Origin of the sequence: Desulfoluna sp., from assembly GCF_030145185.1 — a bacterium.
In the GTDB taxonomy this organism is placed as follows: domain Bacteria; phylum Desulfobacterota; class Desulfobacteria; order Desulfobacterales; family Desulfolunaceae; genus Desulfoluna.
Genome location: NZ_JAQYWB010000032.1, coordinates 14945 through 29223 on the forward strand (window position 1 = coordinate 14945; position 14279 = coordinate 29223).

Consider the following 14279-nt stretch of genomic DNA (forward strand, 5'->3'; position numbering starts at 1 on the left):
CAAACCTTATAAACCCATGGAGGTAACTGTTTCTCCCCGTAATTTTTTTTCCGGAGTTAAAATGTTTCGTTTTTCAGATATGCGGATCCGATTTAAACTTGTCTTATTGTTCATCATCACAGGCTCCATTCCCCTGTTGATTGCCGGGTATTTTGGGGGTCGGCTGGTCACGACCACCTTAATGGACAATTCATTCGACCAGTTAAGCACGGTGCAGACCCTTCGAAAAGACCAGGTTGAGCAATATTTTGAAGACCGGTATAAGGGGATCCAATTTCTATCCGGTTCCAAGCGGGTAAAGGAGTTGCTGGCGATTCTCAAGACACAGAGAACGCTCTCACGGAAAGGCCAGGAATTGGGGCTGGATACACGATCTGCCGCCTACTGGCGTCAGGTTGATCCCTATGGCAAAATGCTGGAGGCCTATGCACAGGATGCCGGCTACCATGATATTCTGGTGGTGGATGCCGCCCAGGGAGAGGTTCTTTTTTCCGTTGCGGGAGAGGATGATCTCGGCACCAATCTCCAGTTCGGTGCCTATAAGGAGAGCGGTCTGGCCGAGGTGTGGCGGGGTGTGGTGGCCTCGGGTAAGACGGCTGTCTCGGATTTTTTCCCTTTTGCACCCAGCAGGGGCCTGGAGGCGCTTTTTATCGGAGAACCCATTTTCGATGATGAGGCCGCCGTCAAGGGGGTCCTGATCTTTCAATTCTCCCCTGAGCAGGTGACCCATATCGTGGATGCCCGGCTGGGGATGGGGGCGTCCGGTGAGTCGTATCTTTTGCGGGCCCACACGAATGAAAATCGGTTTGAATTTCGAAGCAACTTGAAAACGATGGGGGAGGGCCAGTACACGGTCGGCTTTTCACTGAAAAATCCCCTGGACTACTGGACGGATGCTGTGGGGGCCGGTGATGAGGGCGGACACGCTATCTATACCGATAGCGAGGAGAACCAAGTCCTTGTGGCCTACAACAAGCTGAAACTCCATGGGCTTGACTGGTATCTAATTTCCAAGATCGACAAGTATGAAATCACGGCGCCGGTGAGAAAGGTCACCCAGGCGATTACGGTGATTGCCGGAATACTGATCGCCCTGATCGGAGTGGGGGCTTTTTTTCTTTCACAGACCATCACCCGTCCCCTGATCTCCGATATTCGTTTTGCCCAGGCCATCTCCAACGGGGATCTGGGATTGACATTGAAGTTGTCCCAGAAAGACGAACTCGGGGAGCTGGCAACGGCGCTGAACACCATGGCTCGAAAGCTCCAGGAACTCGATTGGCTTAAAGCCGGAAAAGAGGGGCTGGACGACAAACTGCGCGGGGAGCATGACAGCGCGCTTTTGGCTCGCCGTTTCGCCTCCTTTATGACCCGGCACATGGATGCTCAGCTTGGGGCGTTGTATCTTCTGACCGACGATGTGCTCGAACTCAAGTCCAGCTATGCCTTCACCGATCGCAGCGGGAATTTTAATCGCATCAAGCTGGGAGAGGGGATGGTCGGTCAGGCGGCCATGGAAAACGAGGTCCTTATTTTTACCGATATGAAGGCCGATGTGCCTGTCATTAATTACGGGGCCGGGGAAACCATCCCATCTCATTTTATCGCGGCGCCTATTTCCTTTGAAGGGGGCGTTGTCGGCGTGATGCTTTTGGGGTCTGTGAACCCGTTTACACCCTTGCAGCGCCGTTTTATCGATCAGAATATTGAAAATGCCGCCATCTTGTTCAACGCCGCCCGGTCCAGGCAATTGATTCACGATCTTTTTGAGCAGGCCCAGGAACAGCAGGAGGCGCTGCGTGTTTCCAATGAGGAGCTGGAAGAGCAGGCCCTGGCCCTCAAAGAGTCGGAATCCGAACTTCAGGCGCAACAGGAAGAGCTTCGCGTCACCAATGAGGAGCTGGAGGAACAGACGACGGCTCTGAAGGAGTCGGAATCCAAACTTCAGGCACAGCAGGAGGAGCTTCGCGTTACCAACGAAGAGCTTGAAGAACGGACCCAGGCCCTTGAAAAACAGAAAGAAGCCATCACGAGTAAAAACGCCGACCTTGTCAAGGCACAGACGGTGGTCAAGCACAAGGCCCGTGATCTTGAGATCGCCAGCAAATACAAATCGGAGTTCCTGGCCAATATGTCCCACGAGCTGAGGACTCCGTTGAACAGTATCCTGATCCTCTCCCAGCTTTTATCCAGAAACAAAGAGGGCAATTTAACCGCGAAACAGGTGGAGTCGGCCAGCGCCGTTCATGCCTCGGGGGCGGACCTGCTGGCTCTGATCAACGAAATTCTTGATCTGTCCAAGATTGAAGCGGGCAAGGTGGAGCTGGTCATTGAAGATGTACAGATCGGCGGGCTGATCGGGGATATTCGGCGTTTGTACAAAGATGTTGCCGAGGATAAACACATTGCCCTGGATTTACAGGTTGCTGAAGAGGTCCCGGACACGATCCGAACCGATTCGCAACGGTTGCAGCAAATTCTTCGGAATCTGATGACCAACGCGTTTAAATTTACCCAGAAGGGAACCGTTTCACTGACTGTCTCCCGGCCGGATCCGGCGGTGTTTACCGGCGTTACGACCTGCCTTGAGGGGGCCATGGCTTTTACGGTCAAGGACGACGGGATCGGGATCCCAAAAGAGAAACAAGACGCTATTTTTCAGGCCTTTAAACAGGCAGACGGGAGCACGAGTCGACAGTATGGCGGCACCGGACTGGGGTTGTCTATTTCCAGGGAGTTGTCCAAGCTTCTTGGGGGGACGATTTACCTGGAAAGTGCCGAAGGGCAGGGCAGTCGCTTTACCGTCATCCTTCCTGAGGTGTACAACGGGACGGCTTTCCCGGGTGAAGCGGTGTCCACCCCTGGAACCGGGCTGCCCCTGACCCGTCACGTCGTGCCCTCCGCCTTAATGCCCCCCCAAGAGGGGGCACCTGTCCCTCAGGGACCGGTGCCTGTCGCGCAGGGCACAGAATTAAAAGAGCCCGTGGTGAGTGGCATCGGGGGAGGGGACTCGCAGCCGTGTGAGAACGATTATGTGGACGATGACCGCAAAGCGCTCACCCCTGAGACAAAAAGTCTTTTGATCATTGAAGATGATCTCAACTCCGCCAAAATTATGCGAGATTTTGCCCGTGAGCGGGGTTTTAAATGCGTGGTGGCTGAAGACGGCGAGGCCGGGCTTCATTTTGCTGATTATTACAAACCCAGCGCCATTATTCTTGACATCGGCCTGCCCGGTATCGATGGCTGGACGGTCATGGAGCGTCTCAAGGACAATCCGGAGCTCCGGCATATTCCGGTTCACTTTATGTCGGCAAACGATAGCTCCCTGGATGCCATGCGCATGGGCGCGGTGGGGTATCTGACAAAACCGGTCAGCATGGAGAAGGTCGAAGATGCGCTCAGCAGGCTCGAAGACATTGTCTCCAAGCCTGTCAGCCGGCTCCTGCTGGTGGAAGATGATAAAATCCATCGTGAGAGTATCGAGGCGCTTATTGGAAACGGTGACGTGGCCACCACCTCCGTCAGTACGGGCCGTGAAGCATTGAAAGAGCTTGAAACAGGGCGGTATGACTGCATGATTCTCGACCTGGGCTTAGACGACATGTCCGGGTTTGAGCTGCTGGAGAAGATCCGGCTGAGCGAGACCTCCGCACGGGTCCCGATTATCATTTATACGGGACGTGATTTAACCCGCGATGAAGAAAAAGAACTCAATCGCTATGCGGAAAGCATCATCGTCAAAGGGGTGAAATCTCCGGAGCGACTGCTCGATGAATCGGCCTTGTTTCTGCATCGGGTAGAGGCCAATCTTCCAGAAGAAAAGAGAAAAATGCTTAAAATGGTCCATGACAAAGAGGCCGTTTTAAGTGGCAAGACCCTCTTGCTTGTGGACGATGATATGCGCAATGTGTTTGCCCTCTCCAGTGTCCTGGAAGAGCGCAGCATCCAGGTGATCATCGCTCGAAATGGACGCGAAAGTCTGGAAAAGCTGAAAGAGACAGCCCAGGTCGACGCGGTGCTCATGGACATCATGATGCCGGAAATGGACGGGTATGAAGCCATGACAGAGATCCGAAAAATAAAGAAGTTTGCCAGGCTGCCGATTATTGCCTTGACGGCAAAGGCCATGAAAGGGGACAGAAGTAAATGCATTGAGGCCGGTGCCAGTGATTACCTTGCCAAGCCGGTGAACACCGAAAAACTTCTCTCTATGTTGAGGGTGTGGTTGTACTGATATGAATGATACCCTGATCATTGAAAACGAGCGGCTTGAGATTCAGCTCCTTCTAGAAGCCATTTATCTGAAATACGGTCATGATTTTCGAAGCTACGCCTTTACTCATACCAAGCGGAGGCTGGAGCATCGTCGGTCTATAGAAGGGTTTAAAAATTTTTCAGAAATGCAGCATCGGGTGATTTATGATGAGGCTTTTTTCAACAGCCTGCTCCTTGATCTCTCGATTAATGTGACGGAAATGTTCAGGGATCCCTGGTTTTACAAGCGGATCCGTGACGTGGTGCTGCCTCACCTCAAGACCTATCCGTATGCTAAAGTCTGGCATGCGGGGTGTTCGGCGGGTCAGGAGGTCTACTCCATGTGCATTCTTCTCGAAGAAGAGGGGATGGACGATCGCGTGCAGGTGTACGCCACCGATTTTAATGAGCTGATTCTCCAAAAGGCAAAAGACGGCATCTACCCCATGGATCTGGTGCGCGACTACACGGCAAATTACCAGAAAGCTGGAGGCCTTCGCTCGTTTTCGGATTACTATTCGGCCGATTATGACAACGTGATTATGAAGCGCTCGTTAAAGGACCATGTCCTGTTCTCCTCTCATAATCTGGTGACTGACGGGGTGTTCGGTGAGATGAATGTGATCTTTTGCAGAAATGTTTTGATTTATTTTAACAAAGAGCTGCAGAACCGGGTGCTGCAGCTTTTTTGGGACAGCCTGTGCCCGGGAGGATTCCTCTGTCTGGGGTCCAAGGAGAGCCTGCGGTTTTCAAGTGTTGCCGACAAATTTGACGTGGTCTCGGAACGTGAAAAGATTTACCGAAAGAAGCGAAGCCCATCGACCCTGTAAGAGGTTTGCTGTTGCAGGGCATCAGGTGGAAGGGGGGCGCTTGAAAAAATATGAAGCGGTCGTGATAGGTGTTTCTGCCGGAGGGCTTGCGGCGCTGGACGCGATTCTGCCGACTCTCGACGCCTCGTTTATGATGCCGGTGCTTGTGGTTCAGCATCTCAGCCCCGACATGGAGAGTTATCTCCCTTTGCATCTGAACATGCGGTGTGCACTGCATGCCAAGGAAGCAGAAGATAAAGAATCCCTGAGGCCGGGGACCATTTATGTCGCGCCTCCCAACTATCACCTGATGGTGGAGGAGGACAAAACCATGGCCCTGTCAGCGCAAGCGCGGGTGAATTTTTCCCGTCCGTCGGTGGATGTCTTGTTTGAAACGGCGGCGGAGGTTTTTTGCGATCGACTGGTGGGGGTGGTTTTGACCGGGGCCAATTCCGACGGCGCTGCGGGACTGGCTAAGATCAAGCAGTTTGGCGGGTTGACGATCGTGCAGGACCCAGCCACCGCTGAAGTCGATGCCATGCCCAAAGCGGCCCTGAAGTCCACGGCGGTGGATTATGTGTTACCCCTTGACTGTATCGGCCCTTTTCTGCAAACCTTGGCTCGTCAGGGGCTTCATGAGAGCTCTCCAGGGGAATGAGTCCCTGGTTCTCCGGGCTCGGTGAGGGCGCTTGATGGTAACGGTTCGTATACCGCTTCCGGTGTCCAAGGGTACCGTTGATTTAAAAAGAGCTGATCGGCTCTATCGAATTAAGCCATAAAAGGTTGTCATGGGAATTGCTAAGATACTGATTGTTGATGATCGTCCGGAGAACCTGTTGACACTCGAGAGCCTGCTGGATGAACCCGATATTGAGTTGGTGCGGGCCACCTCCGGCGTGGAGGCCCTGGGGCTGACGCTGGACCATGATTTCGCCCTGGTACTCCTTGATGTTCAGATGCCCGGTATGGATGGGTATGAAGTCGCCGAGTTGATGCGTGGCAACAAAAAGACAAAGCATATCCCCATTATTTTCATTACGGCAGCGTTTCGAGCGGAGGCGCAGGTGTTCAAGGGGTATGAGAGCGGTGCCGTGGATTATTTGTTTAAGCCTCTGGATGAAAAGGTTTTTCAGAGCAAGGTCGGGGTGTTCATTGAGCTCTTTCGCCACAAGGACGCCCTGCGGAAAAAGACACGTGAGCTCGACCAGAAGCTCGTTGAACTCGAAGAGCTGCAGCAGCAGCTGGAAGAAACCAACGAGCAGCTTCGCCTCCTGTCCACCACAGACGGGTTGACCGGGCTGTACAATAAAAGAGAGTTTGATACTTTTTTTGACATGGAGTGGCGGCGGGGTCTCCGGGGCCGGGCACCTATTTCCCTGTTGTTGCTGGATATCGATTTTTTTAAAGCCTACAATGACACCCACGGCCATGCGGCAGGCGATGATTGCTTGAAAATGGTCGCCTTTGCCATCTCTGATGCGGCCAGAAGACATACGGATAAAGTGGCACGGGTCGGCGGTGAGGAATTTGCCGTTCTTCTTCCAGAGACAGAACCCGAAGGGGCTCGGCATGTTGCGGAGCGTCTTCGAAGGGCTGTCTCCGATCTTAACGTTCCGCATGGGGCGTCTCCGACGGCGGCGTGTGTCACTATCAGTATCGGCATCGCAACCATGACTCCGGATCTGCAGCATGTTCAGCGAGATCTTTTTGAAACGGCGGATGCCGGGTTGTATCAGGCCAAAGAGACGGGAAGAAACAGCTGGTGCGTTCGGACCTCTGTTCCCATCGTCGCATGACAGGTGGTTGTGACACACCTTATAAATTAGATATTTCCATTCCTTGAGGGTTCATAGATCAAGGGATGGGTTAATACGAAAGATGAGAAAAAGAGAGAAGGAACGTTTCATGAAAAATATTTGTGTGTTTTGCGGTGCAAGCCCCGGCTCCAATCCTGCTTATGTAAACGCAGCCAAGGCGCTTGGTGAAAAGATGGCCGCAAACGACATCCGCCTTGTCTACGGGGGAGGAAGCCTGGGAATGATGGGTGCCATCGCAGAGACCGTGATTAAAAACGGAGGCAGCGTCACCGGGGTGATTACCCGTCATCTGTATGACATGGAGGTGGCCTTGACCGATCTGGATGATTTGAGGATTGTGGACACCATGCACGAAAGAAAAGCGCTTATGGCGGAACTCTCCGATGGGTTCATCGCTCTCCCCGGAGGGTTTGGGACCATGGAGGAGATTTTTGAAATCATTACCTGGTCTCAGCTGCGTATCCATGAAAAGCCCTGCGGTTTTCTCAATGTGGACGCCTATTACGATAAATTACTCGATTTTTTTAACCACATGGCCGGTCAGTCGTTTATCGAAGAGAATTTCAGCTCCATGGTTTTGATGGATGAAAAACCGGAGGATCTGATTCGACGGCTAAGGGCCTACACACCGGTTAAAACAGACAAAGGCGCGTGGGCGAAAGAACTCACCGCAAACAGCCTCGCCTGATTTTCTCTTATTCACAGCCATGGGTTCCCTGTTCATTCCAGGCTCCAATGTCACCCACACAGGTGAGATTACGGCGGCGTCGTAGGATGGGAACCCATTTAATATCAAAGGGCGAAGCGAGCCCATCTGGCTGTCGGGAAACCCACAACGATGAAAATTACATAAATTTCGACGACGCAGCCTCTTTTCCCGGCGTGATCGGTTGCACCCGCGCCAGATGGGCACGGCACACCCTTTGCCCATCCTACAGGTTTCCAACGATAACCAGCGTACTGCAGGTTATGTTGCACCAAAACCTGTCCATTGATCACTCAAACATGGCTGGGGAAGGAAAGTTGGTAACCAGAATAATAAATGATATGTTGAGGTTACCGATAGCGCAGGGCCGCCGGAGGTAACTTTGGCTCTGGTGAATCAGCCGGGGCAAACGTTTGACATCTCTTGCCGCTGCGATTGACCCCGTCTAACCCGGGCTATGGGTCAATCACAGCGGCTTTTTTTATGGCATCTCTGTGTTCATTTAAACTGTCACACCGATGGCATCGGGCCGTGGTCTTCTCCTATCGGACCCGCTCCCCTTCGGCGAAAACCGCCTTGGGAAAGGCCCCGAGGTGAAAGGGGGTCTGGTCCCAGACCACGAGGCTGGCGAGTTTGCCCGGCTCAATGGAGCCGAGTTGGTCGTCGATGCCCAGAATCGTGGCGCTTTTGCCCGTGATGATGCCGATGGCCTCGGCTTCGCTCATGCCCTGGATAAGAAAGTATTTCAGCCCTTCGCGCAAGGTAGAGGCCAGGGTGACCGGGTGATCGCTCATGATGGTGTAGACGGCGTCGGAGGCCATGAGTTTGGCGGCGTTTTTGTATTCGGCGTGCTTGAGTTCTACCTTGTAGCCAATGGAGCCGATGGGGCCATAGACCACGGGGATCTCTTTTTCGGCGAGTTTGTTAAAGATCTCGGTATGAAAGACATCGCAGGCGTGGTCGCAGGTGACCGAGAGACCGTACTTGTCCACGAGTTTCAGCAGGTAGAGGATGTCGTCTTCTTTGTGGACATGGACCTTGGCGATTTTTTCCCCACTTAAAAGCTCCAGAAGGGCTTTCTCTTCCGTATTGAAGGAGAGCTGGTACTCGCGGTCGATGAAGTCCGATTCAAAGGCGTGATCGGTTTCGTTGATTTCGCCCTTCGCCTGCTTATCGGAGAGGTCGTTGAATTTTTTCTCCCGTTGAAGGGAGGCCTTCTCTTTTTTGAGGAGCAGCTCATCGAACCGTTTTTCGAGCATGGCGTAGAGTCCCATGCGGGTGGTGGGGCGGACGCCTTTCCAGTCGGTGGTGGAGCGTGGGTTGTGGCCCAGGGCCATTTTGTAGCCGTAGTCTTTGATCACCGCCTCGTCTCTGTATTTCGCGAAGTTTCGGATGACCTTGGCTTTCCCCCCGATGAGGTTGCCGCTTCCCGGGACCACGCAGCTGTAGAGGATGCCGAAATCCACGGCATCGGAAAACGCGCGGTCGTCGAAGTAGAGGCTGTCCAGCGGGTCTGCCAGGGGCAGGATCTGGCCCATCTCGTCGTTGGCTTCTCCCTCCTGATGGGGCTCCCCTTCGCGCTCCAGGCCGATGTGGGAGTGAGGGTCGATGAAGGCAGGGGTTACCACCCCTTCCATGTCGAAGGGGATGGCCGTGTCGGAAATGCTTTCGATGCGGTTGTCTTTGAGGGTGATATACCGGTCTTTAAAAGCCCCTCCATTTCCGTCGAAGAGGAGGGTCGCTTTGATGATTTGTGTCATGGTTTCACGGGTTCCTGATTTTATCCGTTTATGTGGGCATCGGCCCGGCCAAAGGCCGTAACAGAAGCGCTTCTTACCTTGCGGCTTTTGGCCACAGGTCTGGGGCATTATACATCTGTTGAGAATGGAATGAAATGGCGGGGGGCGGAATTCACAGAGGAGATAATGAACCCAGGGATGCTTTCTCTGGATAAAGAGAGCCTTGGGTCCATGGATGTGCCATACCCCTGTCCTTTTATAACGGCAGAGCAAAGAGGTGTGATAACCCAGCACGATGGACCACGAACGAAGCACAAATGAGCGGATGCCTCCGGCAGGGATGCCGGAGGCTCTTTCTTAAAAGCTAACGCGGATATATCTGGGCTAAGCTGCTTTTTCTCGGTTTTGGATACAATTATTGCCATCCAGGGTGAAGCACTGCCCGCAGGAGGTGCAGCGGGGTTTCACGCTTTTATCGGCCTTCCATTTGTTGATGAGGTCGGGTTCGCAGAGGAGAGGCCGGGAGAAGGAGAAGCAGGAGATCTCCGTTTCGTTGAGGAGGTTTTCCATGGTCTCGACAGAGCGATTGCCGCCCACGAGGATTACCGGGGCGCTGACGGCTTCGGCAATCACCCGGGCGTATTCGCTGAAGTAGGAGTCCTGGGCGGGGAGTGTTACCTCAAGGGTGGGCTCTTTTTCTGTTTTGGGTGCTCGGAAGACCGGCCCGCCACTGATCTCGATGCCTGCAATGCCCAGGGTGTCCAGCTTTTTGCAGAGGGCCAGGCACTCTTCGAAGGTAAAGCCTTTGGTCCCCATGAAATCGGAGCAGTTGAGCTTGATGAGGATGGGAAAATCCGGAGCGGTTTTTTTGCGGATATTTTCGAAAATATCAAAAATAATGCGCGCTCGCTTTTCGCTTGAACCACCGAAGACATCTTCCCTCCGGTTGAAGAAGGGGGAGAGAAATTGGTTCAGCAGGTAGCCGTGCCCTGCGTGCATCTCCACCCCGTCAAAGCCGCTCTCCATGGCGCGTCTGGCCGCATCTCCAAAGGCGTTAATGAGGGTCTGGATATCTAAGGGGGTCATCTCATGGGGGGTCACCCCGGAGATTTTGTTGGTGACGGCTGAAGGACCCCATATGACGCGGCTTTCGGTGTTGAACCAGGTAAAGGAGCCGCCGTAGACCAACTGAAGAACAATCTTGCTGTCGTTCTCATGAACGATGTCAGTCAGGGATTTGTAAGCGTCGATAAAGGTGTCGTTGTAGGCTCCAAACATTTTCGGGCTGGGCTGCTCTTCTTCCAGAACAAAGGCATAGCCGGTGATGAGCGCGGCAGCTCCGCCCCTGGCCAGGTCTGCATAAAGAGCCAGGGTTTGATCATTGATCTGGCCCTTCTCTTCAGCGATTCCTTCCCAGGTGGCGGCCCTCAGACATCGATTTTTGAGCTCAAGATTGCCAAGACGTGTGACGTCGAAAAGTTCCTTCATTGTTCCTCCGGATAGTGATACACGATCTCATCAGTTTCGGTCATTTTTTTGCTTTATGCCAACACAATGGAGACATAGGGGCTATAGCCTCTTGCGGTGAGAATTTCAAGGTTTCCTGAACTTTCCATGGGGTCGAATAGATCGTTGCCATGCCCTTGATGGGATAACAAGCGTCTTGTCGTTGTAAATTAAAACATGAAATGATGCCTGGTTGATCGTTCAGAGGGCTGATGTAAGGTCTTGTTGCTATTATAATTAGGGGTATTTCATTCTGCCCTTGCAGAATTTAATTTTACTGTTGTATAATAAAAATTCGACCGTTCAGGGGGGCAGGATTGTATTCATCCCCCCGCATCACCCATCCACATCGCTATACGCTAAAAATAGTACAGACGTAAAAATTTCACGTCAGGCTTCTGCATTCTGAGTGACCGATCAAACTTTTTGAATCTTCCTGAGTCCGCGATGGCGGTTTATTATATTTTTCCAGTATTCATCCGTGTGTTTGACCCTTTTCAGGGGCGTAGCCTGGTGTGTCCATTGAGTTGCGACGGATCCGCGATCGTCATCATTATCCCGAATGTAACGTTGAGTGACCCGTGTGAAAGGAAGCCATGAAGGAGTCCACTTTATTCAAATCTGTTTTCAATGCAACCCCTATCATTCTTGTGATTTTGTCCATAGAAGGCAAACTCATGGATTACAATGAATCTTTCAGGCGTGTTTCCGGGTATTCCGATGATGAGCTTGTCAACATTCACATCCGGGAGATTATTCATCCGGATGACTATGAGATGGTTCACAATAATTACGCCTCTTTGACTCGCGGGGAGTTTGAATCATTTCGTGCGACCCGTCGATTTGTCTGCAAATATGGGGATGTCTTCTGGGCGGATGTCTCCTCATCCCCGATCTGTGGTGAGGACAATCAAGTCAAAGCCGTCAGTTGCACTGCCTTTGACATGACGCGACGTAAAAATATGGATGTGGCCTTAAGGGATCGCGACGAAAGGCTTCAGACGCTCTTTGAGAAAAAGGGCGATGCGGTGGTCGTGTTGGACGAGGGGATGAAGATCATACGGGTTAATCGAATTTTTGAGGAGATCTCCGGATTTTCCAAGGCCGAGCTGAAGAGACCCCTCAACATATTGGAGTTTGTCCATGAGCAGGACGCCGAGAGACTTTTTAAATATCATCGCGAGCGCCGGCAGCCATCCGCCGATGTCCCCGAATCTTATGTCTGTCGCCTGATTGATCATAAGGGGGGGGTGCGGGAACAGACGATTAAGGTGGCCATGATTCCCGGCACCAGCAGAAGTCTGGTCGTCATTAAAAACTGCATGGCGGCGGAACCCGTTCCCTCTTTTTCAGACAGAAAAAAGGACGATCCCTTTCGGCTTATTGCGGAAAACTCCACGGACGTCGTCTTTATGACCGATCTTGACCTTGCGGTGACCTACGTCAGTCCCTCGGTGGAATGGGTGACGGGCTATACCCAGGAAGAATTTAAGCTTCTGAAGCTGCATGAGTTTTTTTCTGAGGAATCCTATGGCCGGGCCAAGACAATGTTGAAGGAGGGGATCCTCGGAACGTATGACGCGCGGGTACCCTTCACCACAGAGTACCAGTGCCTTCATAAGGATGGCACCAACCGTTGGATTGAAACCATCACCCGGTTGATTCTCAGTGAGTATGGCCATCCTATCGGAATTACAGGCGCTTCCCGGAACATCACCGAGAGAAGGACCGTCGAGGAGGCCCTGCGTCGAAGTGAGACCAAGTACCGGATGCTGACGGAAGAGATCAAAGATGTGGTCCTTGGCTTGACCCCTGACCTGCTCATTGACTACATCAGCCCGGTGGTTTCAGAATTCAGCGGGTACAGCCCCGGGGAGATGACCGGCACCCACGTCTCTGCCTATCTGCATGATCCCGGGGAGTTGGAGACGGCCCTGGACCTTTTGACCCAGGCCTTTACCGGAGACAGTGAAACCAACTCCTTTGAGTTCCTGTTTTACGCCAAGGATCGTCCTGATTTTTATGTGGAGGTGACCTGTAACCCTATTTTTGAAGGGGGCCGGGTTATTCTTTTGCAGTGTGTGGCCCGGGACATCACGGAACGGAAAAAAGCCGCAGATGCCCTGAAAGAGCGGGAGCAGCAGCTGAGTGTCGAAAATATCTATCTGAAGAAATCCATTCAGAAAAGCGAGAGATTCGGTAACATCATCGGCAAGAGTGACGCCATGCTGCGGGTCTATGAACGGATCATTCAGGCGGCATCGTCTCCTGCCAATGTGGTGGTTTCCGGAGAATCGGGAACAGGGAAAGAGCTCGCGGCCCGGGCCATCCATGATATGAGCCCCCGGGCTGACAAGCCCTTTGTCCCGGTGAACTGTGGGGCCATCCCGGATACCATTATAGAAAGCGAATTTTTCGGATATAAAAAAGGCGCCTTTACAGGGGCCGTTTGCGATAAGGCGGGCTTCCTCGATTTGGCCGACGGCGGCACCCTTTTCCTGGATGAGGTGGGGGAGATCGGTCTCAATATGCAGGTCAAGCTTCTGAGAGCGCTTGAAGGCGGGGGGTACACCCCCATTGGCAGCAATCAGGTGAAACATGCGCATTTCTCCATTGTCGCCGCGACCAACCGGGATCTGACGGAGCTGGTGGGACAACGAAAAATGCGCGAGGATTTTTTCTTCAGGATTCACGTGATTCCCATCCGGATGCCCCCCTTAAGGGACCGGGCCGAGGATATTTCTTTGCTGTTGGACCATTTTTTGATGAAGGCAGGGACCGACAAGCCGCTCCCCCGGATTTCAGAGAAGATTCGACGGGCTTTTATGGGGTACAGCTGGCCGGGTAACGTGCGGGAGCTGCAAAATGTTTTGAATCGGTTCCTTGCCTTGAATAAACTGGATTTTAGCGGAATTTCTGGCTTCCCCGACGTCTCAGGTGAGTCGAGACGGGCCAGCTCCAATGCCTCCAACTCCGGGAGTTCCGGTTCCCTGGCGCTTCAGGTGGAGCGGTTTGAGAAAGAGATTATCCTGAGTCAACTGGGGCGGCATCAATGGAACCGGAGCCGTGTGGCTCAAAAGTTGAACATCGACCGGAAAACCCTGGCATCAAAGATTAAAAAATTTGATTTGGCCCCTGACCGTGAGGAATAATTCCCCAATGTAAGGAAGATTTCCTCTATTTGATCATTACATAATTAAAACAAGCGATTGGGTGAGCGCATGGAAAGAGTGGGGATATTCTCCCCACTCTTTTTTTGTTTTGCACCCACGCGATGTTGGATGCGCACCCCTTGTCCTGTCGTCTTTTGGCAAGAAAAGGAGAAGGTGGCACGCTTTATGCAAATTCTTGGAGGTCAGAGATTAAATCCGTGGCTTCGTCAGGTATGACGATCCCGGATATCCTGAGTGAATCTGAGTCGTCTTATCTTTATTCTCCCTGATAA

General features: G+C 52.6%; 8 protein-coding genes. 6 read left to right on the forward strand and 2 right to left on the reverse strand.

Features of this window, described 5'->3' with window-relative positions; translation table 11 throughout:
• Nucleotides 1-61: 61 nt before the first annotated feature.
• The 5 genes from Q1Q75_RS11850 (at nucleotide 62) to Q1Q75_RS11870 (ending at nucleotide 7571) form a co-directional block, all read left to right on the forward strand.
• Nucleotides 62-4237, forward strand: coding sequence for a response regulator (locus Q1Q75_RS11850; protein ID WP_300670690.1), 4176 nt, complete (start codon nucleotides 62-64; stop codon nucleotides 4235-4237).
• A gap of 1 nt (nucleotide 4238) precedes the next feature.
• Complete coding sequence (locus Q1Q75_RS11855; protein ID WP_300670692.1) at nucleotides 4239-5087, forward strand: protein-glutamate O-methyltransferase CheR; 849 nt, start codon at nucleotides 4239-4241, stop codon at nucleotides 5085-5087.
• A 40-nt stretch (nucleotides 5088-5127) separates the two neighbouring features.
• A complete protein-coding gene (locus tag Q1Q75_RS11860) occupies nucleotides 5128-5724 on the forward strand; it encodes a chemotaxis protein CheB (protein WP_300670695.1) in 597 nt (198 codons plus the stop codon).
• 130 nt (nucleotides 5725-5854) lie between these two features.
• A complete protein-coding gene (locus Q1Q75_RS11865; RefSeq protein WP_300670698.1) occupies nucleotides 5855-6862 on the forward strand; it encodes a diguanylate cyclase in 1008 nt (335 codons plus the stop codon).
• A gap of 109 nt (nucleotides 6863-6971) precedes the next feature.
• Nucleotides 6972-7571 (forward strand): TIGR00730 family Rossman fold protein, encoded by a 600-nt coding sequence (locus tag Q1Q75_RS11870; protein ID WP_300670700.1) that lies wholly within the window; start codon nucleotides 6972-6974, stop codon nucleotides 7569-7571.
• Between the two features lie 560 nt (nucleotides 7572-8131).
• Here Q1Q75_RS11870 and Q1Q75_RS11875 read toward each other — a convergent pair.
• Both Q1Q75_RS11875 and Q1Q75_RS11880 read right to left on the reverse strand, forming a co-directional pair.
• Nucleotides 8132-9349: an amidohydrolase family protein gene (locus Q1Q75_RS11875; protein WP_300670703.1), complete on the reverse strand. Its 1218-nt coding sequence runs from the start codon at nucleotides 9347-9349 to the stop codon at nucleotides 8132-8134.
• A 363-nt stretch (nucleotides 9350-9712) separates the two neighbouring features.
• Nucleotides 9713-10816, reverse strand: a complete 1104-nt coding sequence (locus Q1Q75_RS11880; protein WP_300670705.1) for an NADH:flavin oxidoreductase — start codon at nucleotides 10814-10816, stop codon at nucleotides 9713-9715.
• Between the two features lie 614 nt (nucleotides 10817-11430).
• Between Q1Q75_RS11880 and Q1Q75_RS11885 the strand changes: the two genes are divergently transcribed.
• Nucleotides 11431-13986, forward strand: coding sequence for a PAS domain S-box protein (locus tag Q1Q75_RS11885; protein WP_300670708.1), 2556 nt, complete (start codon nucleotides 11431-11433; stop codon nucleotides 13984-13986).
• The last annotated feature ends 293 nt before the right edge of the window (nucleotides 13987-14279 follow it).